Source organism: Klebsiella sp. CN_Kp097, from assembly GCF_040064495.1.
Classification (GTDB): Bacteria; Pseudomonadota; Gammaproteobacteria; order Enterobacterales; family Enterobacteriaceae; genus Klebsiella; species Klebsiella aerogenes.
Window position 1 is genome coordinate 280,048 of record NZ_JBEAIL010000005.1, and the last position, 25,526, is coordinate 305,573.

The 25,526-nt window shown below is 58.6% G+C and carries 27 protein-coding genes; 22 read left to right on the top strand and 5 right to left on the bottom strand.

The window, feature by feature from the left end; translation table 11 throughout:
- The first annotated feature begins 28 nt into the window (after positions 1-28).
- From cheR to ABLV07_RS08030, 7 genes are all read left to right on the top strand, one after another.
- The gene (gene cheR, locus ABLV07_RS08000) at positions 29-901 is read left to right on the top strand and encodes a protein-glutamate O-methyltransferase CheR (RefSeq protein ID WP_015367340.1); all 873 of its coding nucleotides are present in this window, start codon (positions 29-31) and stop codon (positions 899-901) included.
- Positions 901-1,950, top strand: coding sequence for a chemotaxis response regulator protein-glutamate methylesterase (locus ABLV07_RS08005; RefSeq protein ID WP_015367339.1), 1,050 nt, complete (start codon positions 901-903; stop codon positions 1,948-1,950). Before cheR ends, ABLV07_RS08005 begins: the two co-directional genes overlap by 1 nt.
- Before the next feature lie 71 nt (positions 1,951-2,021).
- Positions 2,022-2,411 carry a chemotaxis response regulator CheY gene (gene cheY, locus ABLV07_RS08010; RefSeq protein ID WP_015367338.1) on the top strand — a complete coding sequence of 130 codons (390 nt, stop codon included), beginning with the start codon at positions 2,022-2,024 and terminating at the stop codon, positions 2,409-2,411.
- Positions 2,412-2,421: 10 nt separating this feature from the next.
- Positions 2,422-3,066 carry a protein phosphatase CheZ gene (gene cheZ, locus ABLV07_RS08015; RefSeq protein ID WP_015367337.1) on the top strand — a complete coding sequence of 215 codons (645 nt, stop codon included), beginning with the start codon at positions 2,422-2,424 and terminating at the stop codon, positions 3,064-3,066.
- 150 nt (positions 3,067-3,216) lie between these two features.
- A complete protein-coding gene (flhB, locus tag ABLV07_RS08020) occupies positions 3,217-4,368 on the top strand; it encodes a flagellar biosynthesis protein FlhB (protein WP_348853452.1) in 1,152 nt (383 codons plus the stop codon).
- Positions 4,361-6,439 carry a flagellar biosynthesis protein FlhA gene (gene flhA, locus ABLV07_RS08025; RefSeq protein WP_020079225.1) on the top strand — a complete coding sequence of 693 codons (2,079 nt, stop codon included), beginning with the start codon at positions 4,361-4,363 and terminating at the stop codon, positions 6,437-6,439. The genes flhB and flhA overlap by 8 nt, the downstream gene beginning before the upstream one ends.
- Entirely contained in the window at positions 6,439-6,843 is a 405-nt protein-coding gene (locus ABLV07_RS08030) for a flagellar protein FlhE (RefSeq protein ID WP_059305303.1), read from the top strand. The genes flhA and ABLV07_RS08030 overlap by 1 nt, the downstream gene beginning before the upstream one ends.
- 542 nt (positions 6,844-7,385) lie before the next feature.
- On the opposite strand, the gene flgN is transcribed toward ABLV07_RS08030, so the two are convergent.
- The 3 genes from flgN to flgA all read right to left on the bottom strand — a co-directional run bounded on the left by flgN (position 7,386) and on the right by flgA (position 8,860).
- The gene (gene flgN / locus ABLV07_RS08035) at positions 7,386-7,820 is read right to left on the bottom strand and encodes a flagellar export chaperone FlgN (RefSeq protein ID WP_047054250.1); all 435 of its coding nucleotides are present in this window, start codon (positions 7,818-7,820) and stop codon (positions 7,386-7,388) included.
- Positions 7,821-7,822: 2 nt separating this feature from the next.
- A complete protein-coding gene (flgM, locus tag ABLV07_RS08040; RefSeq protein ID WP_015704933.1) occupies positions 7,823-8,146 on the bottom strand; it encodes a flagellar biosynthesis anti-sigma factor FlgM in 324 nt (107 codons plus the stop codon).
- Positions 8,147-8,209: 63 nt separating this feature from the next.
- Positions 8,210-8,860, bottom strand: coding sequence for a flagellar basal body P-ring formation chaperone FlgA (flgA, locus tag ABLV07_RS08045; RefSeq protein WP_032711329.1), 651 nt, complete (start codon positions 8,858-8,860; stop codon positions 8,210-8,212).
- Between the two features lie 159 nt (positions 8,861-9,019).
- Here flgA and flgB point away from each other — a divergent pair, with 159 nt between their 5' ends.
- The 11 genes from flgB to flgL all read left to right on the top strand — a co-directional run bounded on the left by flgB (position 9,020) and on the right by flgL (position 19,058).
- A complete protein-coding gene (flgB, locus tag ABLV07_RS08050) occupies positions 9,020-9,433 on the top strand; it encodes a flagellar basal body rod protein FlgB (RefSeq protein WP_015367330.1) in 414 nt (137 codons plus the stop codon).
- A gap of 5 nt (positions 9,434-9,438) precedes the next feature.
- Positions 9,439-9,843: a flagellar basal body rod protein FlgC gene (gene flgC / locus ABLV07_RS08055; protein WP_015367329.1), complete on the top strand. Its 405-nt coding sequence runs from the start codon at positions 9,439-9,441 to the stop codon at positions 9,841-9,843.
- A gap of 12 nt (positions 9,844-9,855) precedes the next feature.
- On the top strand, positions 9,856-10,533 hold the full coding sequence (flgD, locus tag ABLV07_RS08060) for a flagellar hook assembly protein FlgD (protein ID WP_348853451.1): 678 nt from the start codon (positions 9,856-9,858) through the stop codon (positions 10,531-10,533).
- 44 nt (positions 10,534-10,577) lie between these two features.
- The gene (gene flgE, locus ABLV07_RS08065; RefSeq protein ID WP_015367327.1) at positions 10,578-11,792 is read left to right on the top strand and encodes a flagellar hook protein FlgE; all 1,215 of its coding nucleotides are present in this window, start codon (positions 10,578-10,580) and stop codon (positions 11,790-11,792) included.
- Positions 11,793-11,804: 12 nt separating this feature from the next.
- On the top strand, positions 11,805-12,560 hold the full coding sequence (locus tag ABLV07_RS08070; protein WP_348853449.1) for a flagellar basal body rod protein FlgF: 756 nt from the start codon (positions 11,805-11,807) through the stop codon (positions 12,558-12,560).
- Positions 12,561-12,594: 34 nt separating this feature from the next.
- Complete coding sequence (gene flgG / locus ABLV07_RS08075; protein ID WP_015367325.1) at positions 12,595-13,377, top strand: flagellar basal-body rod protein FlgG; 783 nt, start codon at positions 12,595-12,597, stop codon at positions 13,375-13,377.
- Between the two features lie 82 nt (positions 13,378-13,459).
- Complete coding sequence (gene flgH / locus ABLV07_RS08080; protein WP_015367324.1) at positions 13,460-14,161, top strand: flagellar basal body L-ring protein FlgH; 702 nt, start codon at positions 13,460-13,462, stop codon at positions 14,159-14,161.
- Positions 14,162-14,200: 39 nt separating this feature from the next.
- On the top strand, positions 14,201-15,301 hold the full coding sequence (locus tag ABLV07_RS08085) for a flagellar basal body P-ring protein FlgI (protein ID WP_015367323.1): 1,101 nt from the start codon (positions 14,201-14,203) through the stop codon (positions 15,299-15,301).
- Positions 15,301-16,245 (top strand): flagellar assembly peptidoglycan hydrolase FlgJ, encoded by a 945-nt coding sequence (gene flgJ / locus ABLV07_RS08090; protein WP_045386413.1) that lies wholly within the window; start codon positions 15,301-15,303, stop codon positions 16,243-16,245. The genes ABLV07_RS08085 and flgJ overlap by 1 nt, the downstream gene beginning before the upstream one ends.
- Positions 16,246-16,427: 182 nt before the next feature.
- Positions 16,428-18,077 carry a flagellar hook-associated protein FlgK gene (gene flgK, locus ABLV07_RS08095; protein WP_042892837.1) on the top strand — a complete coding sequence of 550 codons (1,650 nt, stop codon included), beginning with the start codon at positions 16,428-16,430 and terminating at the stop codon, positions 18,075-18,077.
- A gap of 21 nt (positions 18,078-18,098) precedes the next feature.
- The gene (flgL, locus tag ABLV07_RS08100) at positions 18,099-19,058 is read left to right on the top strand and encodes a flagellar hook-associated protein FlgL (protein ID WP_015704938.1); all 960 of its coding nucleotides are present in this window, start codon (positions 18,099-18,101) and stop codon (positions 19,056-19,058) included.
- A 655-nt stretch (positions 19,059-19,713) separates the two neighbouring features.
- Here flgL and ABLV07_RS08105 read toward each other — a convergent pair.
- On the bottom strand, positions 19,714-20,112 hold the full coding sequence (locus tag ABLV07_RS08105) for a helix-turn-helix domain-containing protein (RefSeq protein WP_047041803.1): 399 nt from the start codon (positions 20,110-20,112) through the stop codon (positions 19,714-19,716).
- A 73-nt stretch (positions 20,113-20,185) separates the two neighbouring features.
- Between ABLV07_RS08105 and ABLV07_RS08110 the strand changes: the two genes are divergently transcribed.
- Positions 20,186-20,692: a DUF2938 domain-containing protein gene (locus ABLV07_RS08110; protein ID WP_348853447.1), complete on the top strand. Its 507-nt coding sequence runs from the start codon at positions 20,186-20,188 to the stop codon at positions 20,690-20,692.
- Here ABLV07_RS08110 and ABLV07_RS08115 read toward each other — a convergent pair.
- The gene (locus ABLV07_RS08115) at positions 20,667-21,548 is read right to left on the bottom strand and encodes a LysR family transcriptional regulator (protein ID WP_032711333.1); all 882 of its coding nucleotides are present in this window, start codon (positions 21,546-21,548) and stop codon (positions 20,667-20,669) included. The genes ABLV07_RS08110 and ABLV07_RS08115 overlap by 26 nt on opposite strands.
- Before the next feature lie 170 nt (positions 21,549-21,718).
- Between ABLV07_RS08115 and ABLV07_RS08120 the strand changes: the two genes are divergently transcribed.
- From ABLV07_RS08120 to ABLV07_RS08130, 3 genes are all read left to right on the top strand, one after another.
- Positions 21,719-22,909, top strand: a complete 1,191-nt coding sequence (locus tag ABLV07_RS08120; RefSeq protein WP_348853445.1) for an MFS transporter — start codon at positions 21,719-21,721, stop codon at positions 22,907-22,909.
- A gap of 297 nt (positions 22,910-23,206) precedes the next feature.
- Positions 23,207-24,262: an amidohydrolase family protein gene (locus ABLV07_RS08125; RefSeq protein ID WP_020079213.1), complete on the top strand. Its 1,056-nt coding sequence runs from the start codon at positions 23,207-23,209 to the stop codon at positions 24,260-24,262.
- Positions 24,252-25,520, top strand: a complete 1,269-nt coding sequence (locus ABLV07_RS08130) for an MFS transporter (protein ID WP_015704942.1) — start codon at positions 24,252-24,254, stop codon at positions 25,518-25,520. Before ABLV07_RS08125 ends, ABLV07_RS08130 begins: the two co-directional genes overlap by 11 nt.
- Positions 25,521-25,526 lie beyond the last annotated feature (6 nt).

Genomic DNA, 25,526 nt, shown 5'->3' on the forward strand with positions numbered 1-25,526 from the left:
ACCGCTCGTATTTTGCCGGTGAGTCGGCATGAAGCAGACGACATCAACCGCGGCGCGTGAAAGCGGATCGGCGCTGGCGCAGATGGCCCAGCGTCTGCCGCTCTCCGACGCGCATTTTCGCCGCATCAGCCAGCTTATCTATCAGCGTGCCGGGATCGTGCTGGCGGCGCATAAGCGCGAGATGGTGTACAACCGGCTGGTGCGCCGTTTGCGTCTGCTGGGCATTCATGATTTCGGCGACTACCTGGCGCTACTGGAAAGCGACCCGCACAGCGCCGAGTGGCAGGCGTTTATCAATGCGCTGACCACCAACCTGACCGCCTTTTTTCGCGAGGCGCACCACTTTCCGATTCTGGCGGAGCATGCGCGCTCGCGTCCCGGGAACTATAGCGTGTGGAGCACCGCCGCCTCGACCGGCGAAGAACCTTATTCCATCGCCATTACGCTCGGTGATGCGCTCGGGGAACGTGCGGGCAGTTGCCAGGTCTGGGCCAGCGATATTGACACCCAGGTGCTGGAGAAAGCGGAAGCGGGGATTTATCGCCATGAAGATCTGCGCACTCTGACGCCAATCCAGATGCAGCGTTATTTTCTGCGCGGCACCGGGCCGCATCAGGGGCTGGTGCGCGTGCGTCAGGAGCTGGCGGCGCGGGTCAACTTCCAGCCGCTGAATCTGCTGGCGGCGGAGTGGGCGCTGCCGGGGCCGTTCGACGCGATTTTTTGCCGCAACGTGATGATCTATTTCGATAAACCGACGCAGGAACGCATCCTGCGCCGCTTTGTCCCCTTGCTTAAACCGGGGGGGCTGTTGTTTGCCGGTCACTCCGAGAATTTCAGCCAGATCAGCCGGGATTTCTACCTGCGTGGACAGACCGTGTATGGGCTGACCAAGGAGAAGTGATGAGTAAAATCAGAGTGTTATGTGTTGATGATTCGGCCCTGATGCGCCAGTTGATGACCGAAATCGTCAATGGCCACGCCGATATGGAGATGGTGGCGGTGGCCCCGGACCCGCTGGTCGCACGGGATCTGATCAAAAAATTTAACCCACAGGTGCTGACGCTGGACGTCGAAATGCCGCGCATGGACGGCCTCGATTTCCTCGAAAAGCTGATGCGTCTGCGGCCGATGCCGGTGGTGATGGTTTCATCGCTGACCGGTAAAGGTTCGGAAATTACCCTGCGCGCGCTGGAGCTGGGGGCGGTGGATTTCGTCACCAAACCGCAGCTCGGGATCCGCGAAGGCATGCTGGCCTACAGCGAACTGATAGGCGAAAAGATCCGTACCGCCGCACGGGCGCGGCTGCCGCAGCGCGCCAATGACCAGCCGCCGGCCATTTTAAGCCACGGACCGCTGCTGAGCAGCGAGAAGCTGATCGCCATTGGCGCTTCCACCGGCGGCACCGAAGCGATTCGTCAGGTGCTACAACCGTTGCCGGCCACCAGTCCGGCTCTGCTTATCACCCAGCATATGCCGCCGGGATTTACCCGCTCGTTTGCCGAACGGTTGAATAAGCTGTGCCAGATCACGGTGAAAGAGGCGGAAGAGGGCGAACGCGTGCTCCCGGGACACGCCTATATTGCGCCTGGGGATCGCCATCTGGAGCTGGCGCGTAGCGGCGCTAACTATCAGGTCAAGCTGCACGACGGCCCGGCGGTAAATCGCCATCGTCCCTCGGTGGATGTGCTGTTTCGTTCGGTGGCCCGCCACGCCGGGCGCAATGCGGTGGGGGTGATCCTCACCGGCATGGGCAACGACGGCGCGCAGGGGATGCTGGAGATGCATCGCGCCGGGGCCTATACCCTGGCGCAGAGTGAGGCGAGCTGCGTGGTGTTCGGCATGCCGCGCGAGGCCATCGCCAGCGGCGGGGTCAACGAAGTGGTTGAACTGGAGCGCATGAGCCAACGCATGCTGGCGCAGATCGCCGGCGGCCAGGCGCTGCGAATTTAAATTCACGCCGCCGGGAAGTCCCGGCGGCGTGGTGTGAAGTGAGTTAAAAATGACACTGTTCAGGGGTAGTAATGGCAGATAAGAATCTCCGTTTTCTGGTCGTCGACGACTTTTCCACCATGCGTCGTATCATCAGAAATTTGCTTAAAGAGCTCGGCTTCAACAACGTCGAAGAGGCGGAAGATGGCGCGGACGCGCTAAATAAGCTGCGGGCCAGCAGCTTTGATTTCGTGGTCTCCGACTGGAACATGCCTAACGTTGACGGCCTGGAGCTGCTGCAGACCATTCGTGCCGATGCCGCGCTGGCGGCGATGCCGGTATTGATGGTGACGGCGGAAGCGAAAAAAGAAAATATTATTGCCGCCGCGCAGGCAGGCGCCAGCGGCTATGTGGTGAAACCTTTTACGGCGGCGACGCTGGAAGAAAAGCTCAACAAGATTTTTGAAAAATTGGGCATGTAAGGAGAGGGCGATGAGAGAGATTCCAATGCCTGCCAGCGATGCAGCGACCGCGGGAGAGATAATCTCCCGTATCGGCCAGCTCACCCGTATGCTGCGCGACAGCATGCGCGAGCTGGGGCTCGATCAGGCGATTGCCCAGGCGGCCGAGGCGATCCCGGATGCCCGCGACCGTCTTGATTACGTTGTCACCATGACGGCGCAGGCGGCGGAACGGGCGTTGAGCTGCGTGGAGGCGGCGCAGCCGCGCCAGGCCGAACTGGAGTCCGGCGCCAGCGCGCTAAAATCGCGCTGGGATGAGTGGTTCGCTAATCCGATCGAACTGGACGACGCGCGCGCGCTGGTGACCGACACCCGTGAGTATCTGGATCAGGTGCCGGGCCATACCTCCTTTACCAACGCCCAACTGATGGAAATCATGATGGCGCAGGATTTCCAGGACCTGACCGGTCAGGTTATCAAGCGCATGATGGACGTGGTGCAGGAAATTGAAAAGCAGCTGCTGATGGTGCTGATGGAAAACATGCCGGAACCGCCGGTGAAAGAGAAACGGGCCAACGATAGCCTGCTCAACGGCCCGCAGCTTGACCAGAACGGCGTCGGCGTCATCGCCAACCAGGCGCAGGTTGACGATCTGCTCGATAGTCTCGGTTTCTGACCAGGCGGGGCGCAGAACGCTGCGCCCCTGCCGCCTTTCCCTCATCCGTGAAATAACCCCTCTTTTTCGCCGTTGTTCCGCCAATGACTTCGCCATTTTTTTGGCATGCTGACCGCCATTCTTTACCCTCCCGACACAGGAACTGCAGGCTTGGCGGAAGACAGCGATCTGGAAAAAAGCGAGGCCCCCACCGCCCACCGGTTGGAGAAGGCGCGTGAAGAGGGCCAGATCCCGCGCTCGCGCGAGCTGACCTCGGTACTCATGCTGGTGGCCGGGCTCGCCATTATCCTGATGTCCGGCAGCAATATCACTCGCCAACTGGCGGAGATGCTGACGCAGGGCCTGCACTTTGACCACGGGATGGTCAGCAATGACAAACAAATGCTGCGCCAGCTGGGAGTGCTGCTGCGTCAGGCGGTGCTGGCATTGCTGCCGGTAATGGCCGGGCTGGTGCTGGTGGCGCTGGCCGCGCCGATGCTGCTTGGCGGCATTTTATTCAGCACCAAGTCGCTCAAATTCGATCTTAAACGGCTGAATCCGCTTTCCGGTCTGAAACGCATGTTCTCCACCCAGGTGCTGGCGGAGCTGTTAAAAGGGATCCTCAAAGCCACGCTGGTCGGTTGGGTAACCGGGCTGTACCTGTGGCACAACTGGGCGGCGATGCTGCATCTGATGACCCAACAGCCGCTCGACGCGTTGGCCAATGCGCTGCAGATGATCCTCTATTGCGGATTTCTGGTGGTGCTCGGATTGACGCCGATGGTGGCGTTTGACGTTTTTTATCAGCTGTGGAGCCACTTCAAAAAGCTGAAGATGACCAAACAGGATATCCGCGACGAATTCAAAGATCAGGAAGGCGACCCGCATGTTAAAGGGCGGATCCGTCAACAGCAGCGGGCGATTGCCCAGCGGCGGATGATGGCCGATGTGCCGAAAGCGGACGTGATAGTCACTAACCCGACCCACTATGCCGTGGCGTTGCAGTACAACGATAAAAAAATGAGCGCGCCGAAGGTGTTGGCTAAAGGGGCGGGGGAGATTGCGCTGCGCATTCGCGAACTGGGAGCGCAACACCGTATTCCGATGCTTGAAGCGCCGCCGCTGGCCCGCGCGCTCTATCGCCATAGCGAGATTGGCCAGCATATTCCCGCCACCCTCTATGCCGCGGTCGCCGAAGTGCTGGCCTGGGTTTATCAGCTGCGCCGCTGGCGGCGCGAGGGCGGCCTGATCCCGAAAAAACCTCAACGTTTACCGGTGCCGGAAGCACTGGATTTTGCAAAAGAGAGTGACTCTGATGGCTAATTTGGCCTCCCTGCTGCGTTTGCCGGGGAATGTTAAAGATACGCAATGGCAGGTTCTGGCCGGCCCGATCCTGATCCTGCTGATTTTGTCGATGATGGTGCTGCCGCTGCCGGCGTTTATCCTCGACCTGCTTTTTACTTTCAATATCGCGTTGTCGATCATGGTGCTGCTGGTGGCGATGTTTACCCAGCGCACGCTGGACTTCGCCGCGTTTCCGACCATTCTGCTGTTCTCGACGCTGCTGCGCCTGTCGCTCAACGTCGCCTCGACGCGCATCATTTTGATGGAAGGGCACACCGGGGCCGCCGCCGCGGGGCGGGTCGTGGAGGCCTTCGGTCACTTCCTGGTCGGCGGTAATTTCGCCATCGGTATCGTGGTGTTTATCATCCTCGTGCTGATCAACTTCATGGTTATCACCAAAGGCGCCGGGCGTATCGCCGAAGTGGGGGCGCGTTTCGTACTCGACGGCATGCCGGGTAAGCAAATGGCGATCGATGCCGACATGAACGCCGGGCTTATCGGTGAAGAAGAGGCGAAAAAACGCCGCGCGGAAGTCACGCAGGAAGCCGACTTCTACGGTTCGATGGACGGCGCGAGCAAGTTTGTTCGCGGCGATGCCATCGCCGGGCTAATGATTATGGTGATTAACGTGGTCGGCGGACTGCTGGTCGGCGTGGTGCAGCACGGTATGGAGCTGGGGGCGGCGGCGGAAAGCTACACCTTGTTGACCATCGGCGACGGGCTGGTGGCGCAAATCCCGGCGCTGGTGATCTCTACCGCCGCCGGGGTCATCGTGACCCGGGTTGCGACCGATCAGGATGTCGGCGAACAGATGGTCGGCCAGCTATTCAATAACCCAAAGGTCATGCTGCTGTGTGCCGCGGTACTTGGGCTGCTGGGGCTGGTGCCGGGGATGCCGAACCTGGTTTTCCTGCTGTTTACCGCCGCGTTGCTCGGGCTGGCCTGGTGGCTGCGCGGGCGCGAAAAACAGGCGCCGAAAGCCGCCGACGAACCCATCGTGCAGGAGAATACCCAGGCCGCGGAAGCCAGTTGGGCCGATGTCCAGTTGGAAGATCCGCTGGGCATGGAAGTGGGTTACCGGCTGATCCCGATGGTCGATTTTCAGCAAAATGGCGAGCTGTTGGGGCGTATCCGCGGTATCCGCAAGAAATTCGCCCAGGAGATGGGCTATCTGCCGCCGGTGGTGCATATCCGCGATAACCTCGAACTGGCGCCCGCCCGTTACCGCATTCTGATGAAAGGCGTGGAAATCGGCAGCGGCGAAGCGCAGCCTGGGCGCTGGCTGGCGATCAACCCCGGCAACGCCATCGGCGAGCTGGCGGGGGATAAAACCATCGATCCAGCCTTCGGTCTGGAGGCGGTATGGATCGATAGCGCGTTGCGCGAGCAGGCGCAAATACAGGGCTATACGGTGGTGGAGGCCAGTACGGTGGTGGCGACCCATCTCAACCACCTCATCGGCCAGTTCGCCAGCGAGCTGTTTGGCCGCCAGGAGACGCAGCAGCTGCTCGACCGTGTGTCGCAGGAGATGCCGAAGCTGACCGAAGATTTCGTACCGGGCGTGGTATCGCTGACCACGCTGCATAAGGTGTTGCAGAATCTGCTGGCCGAGCGGGTATCGATCCGCGATATGCGTACCATTATCGAGACGCTGGCGGAACATGCGCCGACGCAAAGCGATCCTTACGAGCTGACCACCGTCGTGCGCGTGGCGCTGGGGCGGGCGATTGCCCAGCAGTGGTTCCCTGGCAATGGCGAAATTCAGGTTATCGGCCTGGATACCCAACTGGAACGACTGCTGCTGCAGGCGCTGCAGGGCGGCGGCGGTCTCGAACCGGGGCTTGCCGACCGCCTGCTGGAGCAGGCGCGGCAGGCGTTGCAGCGCCAGGAGATGCTCAGCGCGCCGCCGGTGCTGCTGGTTAACCACGCGCTGCGCCCGCTGCTGGCGCGCTTCCTGCGCCGTAGCCTGCCGCAAATGGCGGTGCTTTCCAACCTGGAGATCAACGACGATCGCCAGATTCGCATGACCTCAACCATTGGAGCGGCCTGATGACGCGCTATCTTCCTTTATTGTGCCTTTTATTGCCGGTTGCCGCCGGCGCGGCGTCGGGCTCATGGATTGCCGAAGGGCCCGGCGTCACTCTTGAACAGGGCGGGATGAGTGATTCTTCCGCCGCGCTGCTGCCGCCCAATACGCTGCCTGGCGGCAATGCGCGCATCGAGACCGTTAGCTGGCGCTATCGTCTGCTGTCAGCGGAGCCGGCGGGGCTGCAGGTACATTTATGTAGCCTGAATCGCTGTATTCCGCTGACCAGCGCCAGCGGCACCAGCCACGCGTTGGCAGGCGAGGCGGCAGATGGGCCGCTGCGTTTTGTCTATTCCGTACAGACCCGCGGGCCGTTAAACCCGCCGCTGCGGGCGATTGCCAATCAGGTTATCGTTAATTATCAGTAGTCGCGGGGGAAAGTTTTGTATTAATACAGAGCACATTGCGCTCCCGAAATGTCTTCCGCGTTATGTCTCTCCTGGCGCAGGGAGCGCACAGGGGGCGGCCAATCGCCGCCGCCCCCTGTACCCCCGGGCTCTGGCCGCCAAAATCGCCACTTCGTGGTACCTTCGACTTATCCCTGCAGGCTTCGGGTCGGGCCGAGGCAGCGTCCGTGCAAAACACGGCCCTCAGCCCGCATCCATGCGGGCTGCCCCGGCCTTCCGGGAACGTCTCAGCGATTTTGAGGCCACCAACACCGGCAGTTTCAGTAGCCATGGGGACAAGATAGAGATCTTAAGCTCACAATAGCACGGACCGTAGGCCGGATAAGGCGCAGCCGCCATCCGGCGCGAAAATGGCTCGTTACCCGCGGTTATTGCCCGGCGGCGCTACGCTTGCGCTGGCCTACAGATCACATGCCGCCGTAGGTCAGGTAAGCGTAGCGCCACCTGACAAAAAACGGCGCTACGGATAACCGTCGCCATGGGGGAAATACAGAGAAAGGGGGTCAGACGCCGATTTTACGGCCCAGCAGACTGGCGGCGCGCGACTGACCGTCCGGCCCGTACAGCGATTTATTATTCTTGCTAAGAATTGCCAGCGCCTGCTGGTTATGGGCGATCTGTTGATTGAGCAACAGGCCGTTATGCTGATTCTTTTCACGCAGGCTCTGGCTTAACTGCTGGATCTGCCGCCAGCGTTCGCTGAAGCTTTCATGGCCCGGGTAAGGCGCGCGTAGCGCAAGGTTGGCTTCCAGCGCCGGGCGCTGTTGTTCAAGCCAGGCCACCGTCGCCAGCAGTTGACTCTTGCTATCGGTGACGCGCTGCAGCGCCACGCCGGGCAGTTCATCCGCACACAGCAATTGTTGCTCTTGCGCCAGCACGTCATCCAGCGCCCGCAGGGTTTCTGCCAGTTTATCCAGCAGAGTGCGTAATCTGTCCATCATCAGGCCTTATCTGTTTTGCTACCGGCAAGGCGCTGGATATCGTTGTGCGCATCCTGCAGCAGGGCGTCGGCGATTTTGCCCGCGTCCATTTTCAGTTCGCCGCTACGAATCGCCTGTTTGATAGCCTCGACCCGGTTCATATCAATATCCTGGGTGCCCGGCTGCATCAGCCGCGCCTGCGCATCGCTCAGTTTCACTTTGGTGGCGCTAACGGCGGTTTCCGCCGCGGTGGCCTTGCGCGGCTGAAGCGGGTTGTCGGCCGGGGTTTCACGCGGCTGCACCGTGGAAACCGGCTGTAACCGCTGGGTGCGATCGATACTCATGGTCCATCTCCAAAATGGGTTTCTAATGGGGTTATCGGCAGGGGCTGGCAAACCTTTACTTTTTTATAACGTAATACGGATGGATCCATCCTCCCCGGCGATACCGCTGACGATTTTGCCGGAAACCATGCGCACGCGCACGCTATCTTCGGCTGCCGCGTTATTCATCGCCTTACCGGCACCGCTGATGCTAAAGCCGTCCCCCTCGGCCATGACCTGCACTGGCTGACCGGCTTTGATCACCCACGCGCGACGCAACATAGAGAGCGTCAGCGGTTGGCCTGGGCTGATATTTCGCAGCGTCACCGCGCCCAGCGCTTTTTTGCTGTCGGTCAGCGTACGCGGCGGCAGGGTATCGAGCCTGCCTGATTTTAGCACCACATCCGCCGGGGTCAGCGGCGTTCCGCCGCTAATACCGCGCGCCGCCGCCAGATAACGGCCAAATACCTGCACTTGGGTCTGAATAAACCGCCGCTCCTGCCCGCAGCGGGCGGAGACGCTGATATTGCCGCCGATTCGCGCATTGGGCGCCAGCGACAACTGCGGTAATTCACACGGCGGCCACTGAGCGGGCGGCGTGCGCACCAGCACTTTCACCTGCACGGCATTATCGTTGAATTTGCTTTTAATGAAGCTTTCGATTTGCGTCGCCAGCGTGTCGGCGCGGGCGCTCAGGCTGCACAGCAGGCCGACCAGCAGGATTTTACTTTTCATCGCGTTCCCCTCACGCCACCCGGAAAGGGGTTAAGTGTAACGGCTGCCCCGAGGGACTAAACAGATAAATAGCGGCCCATTTTGCCCCTATTCCCGCGATAGGTTGGCGCAGGGGGCGTTTATGCTGTCGGCTCCAAATTCTAACCTTGCGGAGGGAGCATGCTCGACAAACTGGACGCTGCTCTGCGTTTTGGCCAGGAGGCGCTGAACCTGCGCGCCCAGCGCCAGGAAATACTGGCCGCCAATATCGCCAACGCAGACACGCCGGGCTATCAGGCGCGGGATATCGATTTCGCCAGCCAACTGAATAAAGTCCTGCAACAGGGGCGGGTAAACGGCAACGGCATGGCGCTGAACCTGACGGCGGCGCGTCATATTCCGGCGCAGACCATGCAGCCGCCGGAGCTGGATCTGCTGTTCCGGGTGCCGGACCAGCCGTCGATGGACGGCAACACGGTGGACATGGATCGTGAACGCACCAACTTCGCTGACAACAGCCTGAAATATCAGACCGACCTGACGCTGCTCAACGGTCAGATCAAAGGGATGATGTCGGTGCTGCAACAAGGATAAGGCCAATGTCTTTACTCAATATTTTTGATATCTCCGGCTCGGCGCTCTCGGCCCAGTCACAGCGGATGAATGTCAGCGCCAGCAATATGGCCAACGCCGATAGCGTCACCGGCCCGGATGGCGAACCCTATCGCGCGAAGCAGGTGGTGTTCGAAGTGGCCGCGGCACCAGGGCAGCAGACAGGCGGCGTGCGCGTCTCGCAGGTGGTCGATGACCCGGCGCCCGCGCGGATGGTTTATCAACCGGGTAATCCGCTGGCCGATGCTAAGGGTTATGTACGGATGCCGAACGTCGATGTGGTAAGCGAAATGGTTAACACCATCTCCGCCTCCCGCAGCTATCAGGCCAACGTCGAAGTGCTCAACACCACTAAGTCGATGATGATGAAAACCCTGACGTTGGGTCAGTAACCGGAGCTCCCGATGGCTATTGCCGCAACCACCAATGAATCGACCAACAACGCGGTTCTTGATTCCGCCAGCAAAAGCAGCACCAGCCAGGATCTGCATAACAGCTTCCTGACGTTGCTGGTGGCGCAGTTGAAAAATCAGGACCCGACCAACCCGATGCAGAACAACGAGCTGACCTCGCAGCTGGCGCAGATTAATACCGTACAAGGCATCGAAAAACTCAACACCACCCTTGGCGCGATCTCCGGGCAGATCAACAGCAACCAGTCGCTGCAGGCCAGCGCGCTGATCGGCCACGGCGTGATGGTACCGGGTAATAACATTCTGGTCGGCAGCAAAGAAGGCCAGGTCAGCACCACGCCGTTTGGCGTCGAACTGGAGCGCGCCGCCGACCAGGTGACGGCAACCATCACCAACGCCAACGGCCAGGTGGTGCGGACCATTGAGATTGGCGGCCTCACCGCCGGGGTGCACGCCTTCACCTGGGACGGCTCGCTGGATGATGGTACCGCCGCGCCGGACGGCGCCTATAAAGTGGCGATTAACGCCAAGAGCAACGGCGAGCAGCTGGTGGCGCGTAGCCTGCACTTCGGCATGGTTAACGGTGTGATTAACGACAGCAACGGCGCGAAGCTGGATCTCGGCCTTGCCGGTAACGCCAGTCTCGAAGAAGTGCGGCAGATCCTGTAATTCGCACCTGATTTTATCGATATCCTCAATATTTGGAGAGTAACATGGCCTTTTCTCAGGCAGTCAGCGGCTTAAATGCGGCGGCCACCAATCTCGACGTGATTGGCAACAATATCGCTAACTCCGCGACCGCGGGTTTTAAATCCGGCAGCGTGTCGTTCGCCGATATGTTCGCCGGTTCGCAGGTCGGGCTGGGGGTTAAAGTTTCCGGGATCACCCAGAACTTTAAAGGCGGCACCACTACCGGCACCAGCCGCGCGCTGGATGTGGCGATTAACGGCAACGGCTTCTTCCGCATGCAGGATAAAGACGGCGGTATTTTCTACACCCGCAACGGCCAGTTTAAGCTGGACGAAAACCGCAATCTGACCAATATGCAGGGGCTGCAGCTGACCGGCTATCCGGCCGCCGGCACGCCGCCGACCATTCAGCAGGGCGCCAACCCGGTACCGCTGAGCATTCCGGAAGGAATGATGAACGCCAAAGCGTCGACTTCCGGCGAAATGGTCGCCAATCTGAAGTCGACGCATAAAGTGCCGGAGAACAAGACCTTCGACCCGGCGAAGCAGGACAGCTATAACTACGTCAACACCATCACCGCCTACGATTCGCTGGGTAACGCCCACAACATCAACGCCTATTTCGTGAAAACCGACGATAACAAATGGCAGGTCTATACCCAGGACGGCAGCGCGGCTGCGGTCAGCGCGGGCACCATGGAGTTCAATACCAGCGGCAACCTGGTCAGCGTTAACGGCCAGGCGGGCGAGTTCAGTATGACCATTCCGATGAGCGCGAAAGACGGCGCCCCGGCGCAGAACTTCACGCTCAGCTTCGCCGGTAGTATGCAGCAGAACGTCGGTAGCGATTCGGTGAGTAAAGTGGCGCAGGATGGTTATGCCGCCGGTGAATACACCAACTTCCAGATTAACGATGACGGTACCGTCGTCGGTATCTACTCCAACCAGCAGACCCAGGTCCTGGGGCAGATTGTGATGGCCAACTTCTCCAACCCGGAAGGGCTGGCTTCACAGGGCGATAACGTCTGGCAGGAGACCGGCGCCTCGGGCCAGCCACGGGTGGGACTCTCCGGCGGCGGCGGTTTTGGCAAGCTGACCAGCGGCGCGCTGGAGTCTTCCAACGTCGACCTGAGCCAGGAGCTGGTGAACATGATTGTCGCCCAGCGTAACTATCAGTCCAACGCCCAGACCATCAAGACGCAGGATTCGATCCTGCAGACGCTGGTCAGCCTGCGCTAACGGAACTGAGTTATGGATCACGCGATTTATACCGCGATGGGCTCCGCGCGCCAGACGCTGGAGCAACAGTCGATTACCGCCAACAATCTCGCCAACGCCTCGACGCCGGGCTTTCGCGCCCAGCTCGCCGCACTGCGCGCGGTGCCGGTTGACGGGCCGAGCCTCGCCACCCGCACGCTGGTGGCGGCCTCGACGCCGGGCGCCGATATGAGCCAGGGGGCGCTGAACTACACCGGGCGCCCGCTGGACGTGGCGCTGCAGCAGGACGGTTTTCTGGCGCTCAGCCTGCCGGGCGGCGGCGAAGCCTATACCCGCAACGGCAGCATTCAGGTTTCGGCTAACGGTCAGTTGACGGTGCAGGGAATGCCGCTACAGGGCGACGGCGGGCCGATTGAGGTACCGCCATCGGCGGAAATCACTATCGCGGCCGACGGCACCATTTCGGCGCTGAACCCCGGTGACCCACCGAACACCATCGCGCAGATTGGTCGCCTGAAGCTGGTGAAAGCCGATGCGCGCGAAGTGATGCGCGGCGATGACGGCCTGTTCCGCCTGACCCCGGAAACCCAGCAGCGCCGCGGCAATCTGTTGGCCAACGACCCGCAGGTGCGGGTCATGCCGGGCGTGCTGGAGGGCAGTAACGTCAAGCCGATGGAGACCATGGTCGATATGATCGCCAACGCCCGTCGCTTTGAAATGCAAATGAAGGTCATCCACAGCGTGGATGAGAACGAACAGCGGGCGAACTCTCTGCTGTCAGTCAGCTGATAGCCAGTCGGCCCGCGGCCAAAGGAAATAACCAATGATTCCCTCTTTATGGATTGCGAAAACCGGTCTTGATGCGCAGCAGACCAATATGGACGTGATCGCCAACAACCTGGCTAACGTCAGCACCAACGGTTTTAAACGCCAGCGCGCGGTGTTTGAAGATCTGCTGTATCAGACCATGCGTCAGCCGGGGGCACAGTCCTCCGAACAGACCACGCTGCCTTCCGGCCTGCAGATCGGTACCGGCGTGCGCCCGGTCGCCACCGAGCGTCTGCATAGCCAGGGTAACCTGTCGCAGACCAACAACAGCAAAGACGTGGCGATTAAAGGCCAGGGCTTCTTCCAGGTGCTGCTGCCGGACGGCAGCCAGGCTTACACCCGCGATGGCTCGTTCCAGATCGATCAGAACGGCCAACTGGTGACCGCCAGCGGCTTCCAGGTACAGCCGGCGATCACCATACCGGCCAACGCGTTGACCATTACCATCGCCCGCGATGGCATCGTGAGTGTCACCCAGCAGGGTCAGACCGCCGCCCAGCAGGTCGGGCAACTGACGTTAACCACCTTTATTAACGACAGCGGCCTCGAAAGCGTGGGCGAGAACCTGTACCAGGAAACTGAAAGCTCCGGCGCGCCGAATGAGAGCACGCCGGGCCTGAACGGCGCCGGTATGCTCTACCAGGGTTATGTCGAGACCTCTAACGTCAACGTGGCGGAAGAGCTCGTTAATATGATCCAGACCCAGCGCGCCTATGAGATCAACAGCAAAGCGGTTTCGACGTCGGATCAGATGCTGCAGAAACTGACCCAGCTGTAATGTTTGATGACGGGCGTCGCCTGCCGCGCCCGTCGCTTTTTTGGTGTAACAAAGGCGATACCCCGTGGTAACCACACATTCGATGGCCACCCTGCCGCGCCAGGGACAACGCTTGCTGGCGGGCATGGTGATGCTGACGCTGAGCGGCTGCGCGTACATTCCGCATAAACCGTTGGTCGATGGTTCGACCTCGGCGCAGCCCGCGCCGCCGACCGCGCCGGTACCGAACGGCTCAATTTTTCAGGCCGCGCAGCCGATGAACTACGGCTATCAGCCGCTGTTCGAAGACCGCCGCCCGCGCAATGTTGGCGACACGTTGACTATTGTGCTGCAGGAAAACGTCAGCGCCAGCAAGAGTTCTTCCGCCAATGCCAGCCGTAACGGTTCCAGCAAGTTTGGCGTCGCCACCGCGCCGCGCTACTTAGACGGCCTGCTGGGCAACGCCCGCGCCGATATGGATATTTCCGGCGATAACAGTTTTGGCGGTAAAGGCGGGGCGAACGCCAATAACACCTTCAACGGCACCATTACCGTCACCGTTAATCAGGTGTTGAGCAACGGCAACCTGCACGTGGTGGGGGAAAAACAGATCGCCATTAACCAGGGCACCGAGTTCATCCGCTTCTCCGGGGTGGTTAACCCGCGCACCATCAGCGGTAGCAACTCGGTTACCTCAACGCAGGTGGCGGACGCGCGCATCGAGTATGTCGGCAACGGCTACATCAATGAAGCGCAGACGATGGGCTGGCTGCAGCGGTTCTTCCTCAACGTCTCCCCGTACTAATGAGCGGGCCATTTGCGCTGTTACTGAAAAGAGATTCACATGGTTAAAAAACTCATCATTGCGCTATTAATCGGCGCGGCCAGCTTACCGGCGACGGCGGAGCGTATTCGCGATCTGGTGACGGTACAGGGCGTGCGCGATAACGCCTTAATCGGCTACGGCCTGGTGGTGGGGCTCGACGGCTCCGGCGACCAGACCATGCAAACGCCGTTTACCACCCAAAGCCTGAGCAACATGCTATCGCAGCTCGGCATTACCGTGCCGCCGGGCACCAACATGCAGCTTAAGAACGTCGCCGCGGTGATGGTCACGGCGAAGCTGCCGCCTTTCGCGCGCGCGGGGCAGAATATCGATGTGGTGGTCTCATCAATGGGCAACGCCAAAAGCCTGCGCGGCGGGACCTTGCTGATGACACCGCTCAAAGGGGTGGATAACCAGGTTTATGCGCTGGCGCAGGGCAACGTGCTGGTGGGCGGCGCCGGCGCGGCGGCGGGCGGCAGCAGCGTACAGGTCAATCAGTTGGCCGGCGGACGCATCAGCAACGGCGCCACCATCGAGCGCGAACTACCGACCACGTTCGGCAGCGGTGGGGTGCTCAACCTGCAGCTCAATGATGAAGATTTCACCCTCGCGCAGCAGATTAGCGATGCGATTAATCGCCAGCGCGGCGGCGGCACCGCATCGCCGCTCGATGCGCGTACCATTCAGGTACTGGTGCCGCAGGGCAATAGCTCGCAGGTGCGTTTCCTCGCCGAGATCCAGAATATCAACGTTAACGTTGGCGCCATGGACGCCAAAGTGATCATCAACTCGCGTACCGGTTCGGTGGTGATGAATCGCGAGGTGATCCTTGATTCCTGCGCGGTGGCTCAGGGTAACCTGTCGGTGGTGGTCGACAGACAAACCAGCGTCAGCCAGCCGACGACGCCGTTTGGCGGCGGTCAGACGGTGGTGACGCCGAATACCCAGATTTCAATGCAGCAGCAGGGCGGTTCACTGCAGAAAATCAACGCCAGCGCCAACCTCAACAATGTGGTGCGCGCGCTGAACGCGCTGGGAGCGACGCCAATCGACCTGATGTCGATTCTGCAAGCCATGCAAAGCGCCGGCTGCCTGCGCGCCAAACTGGAAATTATCTAATGGCCAGCGATGTTATGGCGATGTCGGGCGCCGCCTATGACGCCCAGGCGCTGAACGGCCTGAAGCGCGATGCCGCCGCCGACCCGCAGGGTAACCTTAAGCAGGTGGCGCAGCAGGTCGAAGGCATGTTTGTACAGATGATGCTAAAGAGCATGCGCGCCGCGCTACCGCAGGATGGCGTACTCAGCAGCGACCAGACCCGGCTTTACACCTCGATGTACGATCAGCAGATTGCTCAGCAGATGTCGCAAAAGGGATTAGGGCTGGCCGACATGATGGTCAAGCAGATGAGCAACGCCAACGCGGTCCCCAGCGAAACGGCGGGCACCGCGCCGATGGCGCTGGATAATGAGGTGCTGCAGACGCTGCCGAATCAGGCGCTGGAGCAGATGATCCGCCGGGCGGTGCCGAAAGCGCCGCCGGTCGCCGCGCCGCTATCGCTCAACAACGGCAATTTCGTTGCCCGTCTGTCAATGCCGGCGCGCGCCGCCAGCGAGCAGAGCGGGATCCCGCATCAGCTGATTGTCGCCCAGGCGGCGCTGGAATCCGGCTGGGGGCAGCGCGAAATCCCGACCGCTGACGGTTCGCCGAGCTACAACCTGTTTGGTATTAAAGCCGGGGGCAACTGGAAGGGGCCGGTTACCGAGATCACCACCACTGAGTTTGAACAGGGGGTGGCGAAGAAGGTGAAGGCCAAATTCCGCGTCTACGATTCGTACTTCTCGGCGATTGCTGATTACGTCAAGCTGCTGACCAACAACCCGCGCTATGCCTCGGTTGCCGAAGCGTCCACTCCGGAGCAGGCGGCGCACGAGCTACAGCGCGCAGGTTACGCCACCGACCCGCAGTACGCCAGCAAGCTGGTCAGCGTGATTCAGCAGATGAAGCACGCCGGGGCGCAGGCGGTGAAAGCCTATGCCGCGGATATTAACGATCTGTTCTAGGTTCGGAGGTCGCGCCTTCTCCGGGCTACCAAATCGCACAGCGCGTAGGCCGGATAAGCGTAGCGCCATCCGGCATAAAAGCGGCTGCGGAATTTTGCAGGCAGATTTACTCAAGTTTTTACTTCTCCGGCCGATAACAAGGGCAAGCTGAGCGAATTGACTTGGCAGCATAAGGAACCCTGATGTCCAATAGCTTAATCAATACGGCGATGAGCGGACTGAATGCGGCGCAGGTGGCGCTCAGTACCGTCAGCAACAATATCTCTAACTACAACGTAGCGGGTTATAACCGGCAGACGGCGATTCTGGCCCAAAACGGCGGCCTGGCCACTATGAACGGTTTTATCGGTAACGGCGTGACCGTGACCAGCGTGAACCGCGAATATAACCAGTTCATCACCAACCAGCTGCGCGGCGCGCAGAGCGCGGCCGGTTCGCAGAACGCCTACTACGAAAAGATTTCGCAGATCGATAATCTGCTGGCCAGCAAAACCAATACCCTGTCGGGCAGCCTGCAGGATTTTTTCACCAATTTGCAGAACCTGGTGAGCAACGCCGGCGACGACGCGGCGCGCCAGACGGTGCTGGGCAAGGCTAACGGCCTGGTAAACCAGTTTAATAATACCGATAAATATCTGCGCGACATGGACAGCGGCGTTAATCAGCAGATTAATGACACTGCCCAGCAGATTAACAGCTATAGCCAGCAGATTGCCCGTCTTAACGATGAGATTACCCGCCTGCGCGGCAGCGCCAGCGGCGAACCGAACGCGCTGCTCGATCAGCGCGATCAGCTGGTCAGCGAACTCAACCAACTGGTGGGCGTTCAGGTAACCCAGCAGGACGGCGACGCCTATACCGTCTCCTTCGCCAACGGCCTGACCCTGGTGCAGGGCAACAACAGCTATCAGGTGGAAGCGATCCCTTCCAGCAGCGACTCTTCGCGCCTGACTCTCGGCTATAACCGCGGCAGCGGCGCCAGCGAAGTGCCGGAAGGGCAGATCACCAGCGGCAGCCTGAGCGGCGTACTGCGTTTTCGCAGCGAGACGCTGGACGGCGTGCGCAATCAACTCGGCCAACTGGCGCTGGCGATGGCCGATAGCTTTAACCAGCAACACCGCGAGGGCTTCGATCTCAACGGTGAGCAGGGGGGCGATTTCTTCAGCTTCAGCGGCGCGCGGGTGGTTGATAACACGCGCAATACCGGCGATGCCTCGCTGTCGGTGTCGTATACCGATACCAGCAAGGTAAAAGCCAACGATTACCGCGTAGAGTATGACGGCGCCAACTGGCAGGTCAGCCGTCTGCCGGACAACGTCAAAGTCAACGCCACCGCCGGTAAAGATGCAGCCGGTAACCCGACGCTGAGCTTTGATGGTCTCGAAGTCAGTATTGATGGCAACCCGCAGCAGAAAGATAGTTTTACGGTGAAGCCGGTCAGCGACGTGGCGGGCAACCTGAAAGTGGCGATTACCGATTCAGCGAAAATCGCCGCCGCCGGTAAAGATGACAGCGGCCGCGGCGATAACGATAACGCTAAAAAACTGCTCGATCTGCAGACCAAAAACCTGGTGGATGGCAAAGCGACGCTTAGCGGCGCCTACGCCGGGATCGTCAGCGGCGTGGGCAACCAGACCGCCGCCGCAAAGGTGAGCAGCGAATCGCAGTCCAGTATCGTCACCCAACTGGCCCGTCAACAGCAGTCGCTCTCCGGGGTAAACCTCGACGAAGAGTATGGCGAGCTCCTGCGTTTCCAGCAGTACTACATGGCGAACGCCCAGGTGATCCAGACCGCCAGCTCGCTGTTCGACGCGCTGCTGAATATTCGTTGATTGTATTGAGGAACTGACAGCATGCGCATGAGCACCAGCATGATGTACCAACAGAACATGACCGGCATCACCGGCAATCAGTCGCTGTTTATGAAGGCCGCCGAGCAGCTTTCAACCGGCAAGAAGGTGATTAATCCCTCCGACGATCCGCTGGCGGCATCGCGGGCGGTGATGCTGTCGCAATCGCAGGCCGAGAACAATCAGTACACCCTGGCGCGCACTTTCGCCCGCCAGAGCGTATCGATGGAAGAGACCGTGCTTTCCGGAGCCACCTCGACGATTTCTGATATCAAGGCGCTGATCGTTAATGCCGGCGGCACCGAGAGCGATAACGACCGCGATTCGCTGGCGACCCAGCTACAGGGGCTGAAGGATCAACTGCTCAACCAGGCCAACAGTACCGACGGCAACGGACGCTACCTGTTTGGCGGCTATGAGAATGACAAGCCGCCATTTGTCGATACTAATGGCAAGATTAGCTATCAGGGCGGCAATAAAACTGTGGAACAGAAGGTTGACGCCAACCGTACGATGACCATCGGCCATACCGGTAATTCGGTATTTATGGCGCTGACCAGCAATCCGAAGCCGGAGCCGGACGGCAGTGCGCCGGTCGCCGATGTGTTCGCCAGTATCGATATTGCGCTGGAGGCGTTGAAAACGCCGCTGCAGGGGGCCGATGACGCCACCAAACAGCAGGTGAACGATGCGCTGGCGAAGGCCAACCGCGGCCTCGATAACTCCTACAACAAGGTATTAAGCGTGCGCGCCGAGCTGGGTAACCAGCTGCAGGAGATGGATCAACTCGATAGCATCGGTAAAGAGCGTGATATGACCAACCAGTTGCAGATGAGCGCCCTGACCGATGCTGATCTTGCGGAATCTATCTCTTCTTATTTTATGCAGCAGGCGGCGCTGCAGGCATCTTATAAAACTTTCAGCGATATGCAGGGTATGTCGCTGTTTCAGATGAATCGCTAATCACGAATAACCGCTTTTTCATTTAGCACCTTGGCACCTCATCCCGTTCTCTCTGTGTACGCGGGGTGAGGTGCCCTTTTTTTATCAGGTGGAAGTGGGGGGAGCCTCGGGAACTAACTCGCCCAAACGACTATTTGGTTGAAAAGTCATCTCTCGTCAATTGTTTTTCCTTTTCCCAATGAACCCTGTGGAGGATAATTATCCTCACGACTTTTATATAACTAGATCAAATACATGTTATCGGTATAAACGATCACCACTTTCTCACACCAACATCAGACAATGACATTGCTGACGCAATTATGCGGGTTATCAGATGAATAATTTTTTAAAACGATGGTTGTCTACTCAATTGAAGTACTTTGCCAGCACCCTGATCCCGGTACTACTTATTCTTGGATTCGGGATGCTCGCAGTAACATTCTGGCCTTCTTTTGCCTGGGGATCGACAGCGATATTCGCAGTTGTCGTGATCGCCATTACCTTTTGGTTGGTTTGAGATGAAAACAGGACTCCAATTTTCATAAGATGGACTGAGGTGGCTTATATCTAAGTGGGGTCTGCTTCGTTGGCTGTAACCTGGTACTACACGTCTTGTTAGGAGCGCCATAATTACCCCGTAATCTGAGTAAAAAGCGGCATCGCTCAGGGACGATCATTTTAAGAACCGAATTCCTTTCGCCACAATTTTTTTAAATTCAGGGCATTGCATATGTTCCGGCGCAGTACAGCGGGCAGCGTGTTTTAGCCCCTGGCTTAACAGCTGTAATCGGCGAATGGTGTTATCAATTTCCTTCGCGCGCTGCTCAAGCCGGTGGTTATCAATGGCTATCTTGCCGTCAGCGTTAAATATCCCGGCTATTTCAGAAAGCGAAAAGCCGGCGGCCTGTCCCAACACGATCAGTTCCAGCTTATTCAGCACATTTTCATGGTACTGCCTTCGCAGACCATGACGACCAATCGGCTTGATCAAACCTTTCTTTTCATAAAACCGCAGCGCTGAAGGCGTAATGCCGGACAGCGCCGCGACCTCGCGGATATCCAGTTCTTTCATGATTGACTTAAACCTCGCTTTAAGTTGCACACTCGTCGACAGAGTAGCATTGACGCATAAAAGGAAGAAGAAATTGAATATCATGGTTGTTGTGCAAATTTTAGTAACGGGCCTCGGCGCCACGTTAGTCATGGATTTATGGTCGCTCTTTCAGAAGCATATACTCAAGATTGCGCCGCTGAACTATGCGCTGGTCGGTCGCTGGGCGTTATGGCTTTCGCGGGGGAAAGTGCGGCATAACACCATCGCCGCAACCCCTCCGCTAGAGGGGGAGCGTTTTATCGGCTGGTTATGTCATTATCTGATCGGTATCGCTTTTGCGGCGGTGCCGCTTGTGTTGAGCGGCGCCGATTGGTTTTATGCCCCCACTCTGGCGACAGCGCTGCTGTCAGGGGTCGTAACCTTATTCGCGCCGTTCTTGATCCTGCAGCCCGCATTTGGTTTTGGCGTCGCGGCCTCACGGACTCCCCGACCATGGCTGGCGCGTTCGCTGAGCCTGCTGGCGCACCTGGCCTACGGCATCGGGCTGTATCTGGCGGCGAGCGCTTATAGAGTTATGGCGATGTCAGTTGATCTTTAATCTCATCAAATAGGGCAATTAAATGATCGGCCACCACTCTGACGCGCCGCGAATGGGCTAAATCGGAATGCATCACCAGCCATAGGGTTTGGTCGACGCCGATATCCGCATTCACGCACTGCAGGCCATTTTTCCGCGCCATAAAGTGTGGCAACACGCCCAACCCCAGGCCGGCTGAGACCGCCGACAGCTGCGCCAGCAGCGTGTTGGCTTCCACCCGGCACGGCCTGCCGCGAAGCGTTCGAGTTATCCAGCGCGCGGCGGGCAGATGCTGGTGTGATTCTGGCCAGCCAATGTACTGAGCATGGTTGAACGCGATGTCGGTAGAGCCTGCTTGTCCGGTATCGGCGCTGTACAGACCAAACCCCACCTTCCCGAGACGCTTCAGCGTCAGGTTGCCGCTTTCCGGTTTGACCATTCGAATGGCTAAATCGGCATCCCGTCGATGCAGGTTGACGGATTGCACGCCGCTGAGCACCTCGACCCGCAGGTCGGGATATTTTTCCATCAAGCCGTTGAGTGAAGGCAGAATAAAATGCGCCGCCAGATTGTCCGAGGTAGCCAGCCGGACCAGCCCGGCAACGTTCCCCTGCAGCCTCGCCGTCTCGCCAAAGGCGAGCCCTGCATGCTCGAGCGCCTCTGCTCGCGCCAGCAGCGCCTCGCCATCATCCGTTAGCCGGTAGCCGCTTTGATGCCGGCTGAAAAGGGGGACAGCCAATGATTTTTCCAGCCGGTCGAGTCTTCTTGACAGGGTTGCGATGCCCATATCCATCGTTTCTGCCGCGCCGCTTAGCGTACCTGAGCGGGCCACAGCCAGAAAAATCCGCGTATCATCCCAGTTAAAATCTGCTTTCATTATTTTCCATTTTTGGAAAACGGCTCTCCGTTTTCATGTCTGTTTTATCACTTCTCCTGGAATGATACTGCACTTCACCTCAAGAGAAGGCAATAAGCAACGACGCGGAACTTCAACCGTATCAGGCAAGCCAACTCTTTTTTAGCCATTTACCCAGGGATACAGAAGACATGAACGACCTCGTTTTACAGGCCAACCCGACGCCAGTGCGCGCATGGCTCGCCGTAGCTGCGCTGGGCGTCAGCGCATTTTCGATTGTGACCAGCGAGCTGGCGCCGGTCGGTATGCTCAGCGCGCTGGCGAACGATTTGCATCAGTCGCAGGCGGGAGCGGGTCTTGCCGTCACCGCTTATGGCTGGGTGGCCGCGCTGGCCGCTTTACTGGCCGGCGCGATGCCCGCCCGGATTTCACGGAAGGCGCTATTGATTGTATTGATGTTAATCCTCGCATTTTCTTGTCTGGCGGCGACGCAGTCGCACACCATGCAGACGTTTATGACGGCGCGGATGACAGGGGCGCTGGCGCATGGCGCATTCTGGGCGCTAATAGGCACCGTGGCGGTACAACTGGTACCGGTTGATAAACTGGGGCTGGCCACCTCGGTGATTTTCGCCGGTGTTTCGGCGGCCAGCGTGTTGGGCGTGCCGCTATCGAGCTTTATTGCCGACATGGTCGGCTGGCGACAGGCATTCAGCGCGATTTCACTGCTCTCACTAGCCACCGCCGTGGCTTTGCTCTGGACGCTCCCCACGCTGGCGGCTCCGCAGCCGTTGAGGCTGAAGGTTTACGTTGGGATAGTTAAGAATCCGCTACTGCTTTCATTGTTCGGCGCTACAGCCTGCGTTATTTCCGCGCATTTTGCTGCCTTCACCTATCTTGAGCCGTTGCTAACGCAAACCCGTGGTATACCGACATCAACGATTTCCGCGCTGTTATTGATGTCAGGACTTTCCGGGCTGCTGGGAAATCTCATCGCCGGCAAACTCATCGATCGACATATCAGGTTGCTGATTATGACATCACTGCTGCTCAGCGCAGGCGCGCTGGGGATGCTGGGGATGAAGAGCCTGTCCTCGCTTCCTCTTTGGTTCACCGCGGTATTGCTCGGCATATGGGGCGCGGGCATGGCTATCGTGTTCGTTGGCTTGCAAACCTGGCTGCTACAAAGCGCAGGGGAGGCGACGCAGCCTGGATCCGCCTTATATGTCGCTATTTTCAATGCTGCCATCGGCACTGGCGCGCTTGTCGGCGGCCTGGTATCGGCAAGGTTTGGTCTTTCGTCACTGGCATTACTGGCGGCGGTGGCGATGATCTGCGGTATGGCGCTGGTCTGGAAGCTGAAAAGTCCCATGGCGATATAACGCTTTACTCATCGAATAGTCATCCGTAAATGGACAGAGTGAATGGGTCTGGCAGACGTAAGGTTTGCCAGATATCTGGCTGCGACGAGCGGTATGACATTATAACTTATTGAAATTAAATTTATTTTTGTTTTTTCTCAACGTTCTCCTTCTTTAGCGACTTTAAACATCTGTGATTCACCTCTTATTTACATCATTTAAACCAATCGTTAACTGGATAAAAACACGCCAGCCTCGTTATAGTAGTTTTGTAAAATAAAACACGGTTGTACATAGTACAACAATTGCGAGGTGTTCATGGAGATCGTTACCGCACCGCATCTTGCGGTCAGAAACGAGTGGCTTGCGTTACATCGTGAGCCGCCACTACAACCCGAGCTGCCCATTATTGATGCGCATCATCATCTCTGGGATCGGCAAACCGGACGCTATCTCACCCATGAGTTCAGCGACGATATCCAGACCTCAGGGCATCGCGTTTTCTCCTCGGTCTACGTGCAATGCCGCTCTATGCTGCGTCGCCACGGGCCGGAAACGTTGAAACCGCTTGGTGAAATTGAGTTTGCCAGCGGGATAGCCGCGATGTTCGCCAGCGGACATTATGCAAACGCTCTTGGATGTGAAGCCATCATCGGCGGCTTGAGCTTGCTGGCGGGCGATGCGATGCAGCCTGCCATCGAGAGCGCGCTGGCTTTATCAGGCGGGCGGTTGCGCGGAATGCGTAATCCATTGGCCTGGCATCCGGATCCGCGGGTCACGTCCAGCCCGGTTACACCACCGGCAGGACTGGCCCTGAGCGAACCGTTCCGCCGGGGCGCTGCCTGCCTCGCACAAAATGGATTGTCGCTTGATGTGTGGGTTTACCACACGCAACTGGATGAAATTGCCGAGCTGGCGCGGCAAATACCAACGCTACAGATTGTGCTCGATCACTGCGGCGGGCCTGTCGGCGTAGGGCCTTATTCAGAAAGAGATCCTGACATGTTTCAGCAGTGGCGAAGCAGTATGCGACATCTGGCGGAACTGCCGAACGTATGCGTAAAAATTAGCGGATTTGGTATGACGGTCAGGGGATTTCCCTTCGCAGCGGCAGAAACGCCGCCGGATTCGCAAATGCTGGCACAGGCATGGCAACCGTGGTTTGAGACCATCATTGCTCTTTTCGGTGCGGAACGCTGCATGTTTGCGAGTAACTTTCCGGTCGACAAAGGCATGTTCAGCTACGGCGTCTTCTGGAATGCGTGCAAACGCCTGGCGCAACAGGCTTCCCCTGATGAACAGGCGCAGTTGTTCTGGCGCACTGCCGCAACCTGCTACCGGATAACCTCTGTGGAGAATATCAATGACCAGTAAAAGCGAGCTCAAGCAGTTTACTGCGACTAAAGCGACGCCTGACGCTTTGCCTCAGCACGTGGCTGAGAAACGAACTCTGGCGCTGGGCGGCCTTGGCTGGGCATTTGAAAGCTACGACTCATTTCTACTCTCATTATTATTGCCGGTATTAGGAGTGGTGTTTGGCGTGAATAAAAGCGAACTTGGACTGTTTATCAGCGTCACGGCCGGTGGACAGATCATCGGCGGGATCCTGTTTGGTTTTATCGCCGATAAAATTGGTCGGGTAAAAACGGCCATGACCTGTATCGCCATCTATTCACTCTTTTCCGGACTGTTAGCCTTTACGCACGATCAACAGCATTTCGCACTTTTGCGTTTTTGCGGTGCGCTGGGTATGGGCGGAATGTGGACGTCAGGTGCGGCGCTGATTGCTGAAACCTGGCGGCCAGAGCGGCGCGCGCGCGGCGGCGCTTTGATGCAAATGGGCTTACCCGTTGGCGCTATTCTGGCTATCAGCCTGACGGCAATCGTGAGCTCGGTTAACGGCGGCCTGGAGCAGGGCGCATGGCGCTATCTGTTTATGATAGGCGCGCTGCCGGTATTCATTATGAGCGTGGTGGCCTGGTTCACGCCGGAATCACAGGTTTGGCTTGCACGACAGCAGGGGAAAGCTAAGCGCACTCAACCTGCCTCGAAACTGGGCAAACACAATCTGAAAGGCCTGCTGCTGGCTTTCGTCTTTATCTTCTTTATTCAGTATCTATTCTGGGGGGTATTTACCTGGACACCCACCTATCTACGAGAAGTAAAACATCTGGATTTTTTACATAGCCTGAAATTTGTGCTCGCGCTGCAGGTCGGGGCGATCGCAGGTTTTCTGGTCTTTTCAGTACTGGCGGATAAATGGGGACGCCGTCCGATGTTCCTGATTTATCTGTTAACGGGCGCCATTGCCGTCGCGCTTTACCTTGTGACCACTCAACCCTTCATTCTGATGCTGGCGATTTTCATGGCTGGTTTTGGTGTTAACGGGATTTTTGCCGGATCTGGACCATTCCTTGCAGAAATCATCGGAGACACGTCATCGCGTGGCTTCCTGATGGGGCTCGCCTACAACGGAGGCCGGCTGGGCGGATTTATCGCGCCCCTGCTCATCGGCGCTGTGGCCAGCGCCGGCGGTTTCACTGCGGGACTGGCGACTACCGTGGTCGCCTTCCTGGCGGCAATGGTGGTGGTGTGGCTGGCGCCAGAAACCAGAGGCGTCAAGCTGAAGTAAGGCATG

What these genes read in the sequence shown, in the direction of transcription:
- flgG (WP_015367325.1), top strand. Translation starts at nt 12,595, where the DNA reads ATGATTCCCTCTTTATGGATTGCGAAAACCGGTCTTGATGCGCAGCAG.
- flgM (WP_015704933.1), bottom strand. Translation starts at nt 8,146, where the DNA reads ATGAGTATCGATCGCACCCAGCGGTTACAGCCGGTTTCCACGGTGCAG.
- flgC (WP_015367329.1), top strand. Translation starts at nt 9,439, where the DNA reads ATGTCTTTACTCAATATTTTTGATATCTCCGGCTCGGCGCTCTCGGCC.
- flhA (WP_020079225.1), top strand. Translation starts at nt 4,361, where the DNA reads ATGGCTAATTTGGCCTCCCTGCTGCGTTTGCCGGGGAATGTTAAAGAT.
- flgE (WP_015367327.1), top strand. Translation starts at nt 10,578, where the DNA reads ATGGCCTTTTCTCAGGCAGTCAGCGGCTTAAATGCGGCGGCCACCAAT.
- flgJ (WP_045386413.1), top strand. Translation starts at nt 15,301, where the DNA reads ATGGCCAGCGATGTTATGGCGATGTCGGGCGCCGCCTATGACGCCCAG.
- cheZ (WP_015367337.1), top strand. Translation starts at nt 2,422, where the DNA reads ATGAGAGAGATTCCAATGCCTGCCAGCGATGCAGCGACCGCGGGAGAG.
- ABLV07_RS08125 (WP_020079213.1), top strand. Translation starts at nt 23,207, where the DNA reads ATGGAGATCGTTACCGCACCGCATCTTGCGGTCAGAAACGAGTGGCTT.
- flgH (WP_015367324.1), top strand. Translation starts at nt 13,460, where the DNA reads ATGGCCACCCTGCCGCGCCAGGGACAACGCTTGCTGGCGGGCATGGTG.
- cheY (WP_015367338.1), top strand. Translation starts at nt 2,022, where the DNA reads ATGGCAGATAAGAATCTCCGTTTTCTGGTCGTCGACGACTTTTCCACC.
- ABLV07_RS08030 (WP_059305303.1), top strand. Translation starts at nt 6,439, where the DNA reads ATGACGCGCTATCTTCCTTTATTGTGCCTTTTATTGCCGGTTGCCGCC.
- ABLV07_RS08105 (WP_047041803.1), bottom strand. Translation starts at nt 20,112, where the DNA reads ATGAAAGAACTGGATATCCGCGAGGTCGCGGCGCTGTCCGGCATTACG.
- flgL (WP_015704938.1), top strand. Translation starts at nt 18,099, where the DNA reads ATGCGCATGAGCACCAGCATGATGTACCAACAGAACATGACCGGCATC.
- ABLV07_RS08085 (WP_015367323.1), top strand. Translation starts at nt 14,201, where the DNA reads ATGGTTAAAAAACTCATCATTGCGCTATTAATCGGCGCGGCCAGCTTA.
- ABLV07_RS08070 (WP_348853449.1), top strand. Translation starts at nt 11,805, where the DNA reads ATGGATCACGCGATTTATACCGCGATGGGCTCCGCGCGCCAGACGCTG.
- ABLV07_RS08120 (WP_348853445.1), top strand. Translation starts at nt 21,719, where the DNA reads ATGAACGACCTCGTTTTACAGGCCAACCCGACGCCAGTGCGCGCATGG.
- ABLV07_RS08005 (WP_015367339.1), top strand. Translation starts at nt 901, where the DNA reads ATGAGTAAAATCAGAGTGTTATGTGTTGATGATTCGGCCCTGATGCGC.
- ABLV07_RS08130 (WP_015704942.1), top strand. Translation starts at nt 24,252, where the DNA reads ATGACCAGTAAAAGCGAGCTCAAGCAGTTTACTGCGACTAAAGCGACG.
- flgB (WP_015367330.1), top strand. Translation starts at nt 9,020, where the DNA reads ATGCTCGACAAACTGGACGCTGCTCTGCGTTTTGGCCAGGAGGCGCTG.
- flgK (WP_042892837.1), top strand. Translation starts at nt 16,428, where the DNA reads ATGTCCAATAGCTTAATCAATACGGCGATGAGCGGACTGAATGCGGCG.
- ABLV07_RS08115 (WP_032711333.1), bottom strand. Translation starts at nt 21,548, where the DNA reads ATGAAAGCAGATTTTAACTGGGATGATACGCGGATTTTTCTGGCTGTG.
- flgN (WP_047054250.1), bottom strand. Translation starts at nt 7,820, where the DNA reads ATGGACAGATTACGCACTCTGCTGGATAAACTGGCAGAAACCCTGCGG.
- cheR (WP_015367340.1), top strand. Translation starts at nt 29, where the DNA reads ATGAAGCAGACGACATCAACCGCGGCGCGTGAAAGCGGATCGGCGCTG.
- flgD (WP_348853451.1), top strand. Translation starts at nt 9,856, where the DNA reads ATGGCTATTGCCGCAACCACCAATGAATCGACCAACAACGCGGTTCTT.
- flgA (WP_032711329.1), bottom strand. Translation starts at nt 8,860, where the DNA reads ATGAAAAGTAAAATCCTGCTGGTCGGCCTGCTGTGCAGCCTGAGCGCC.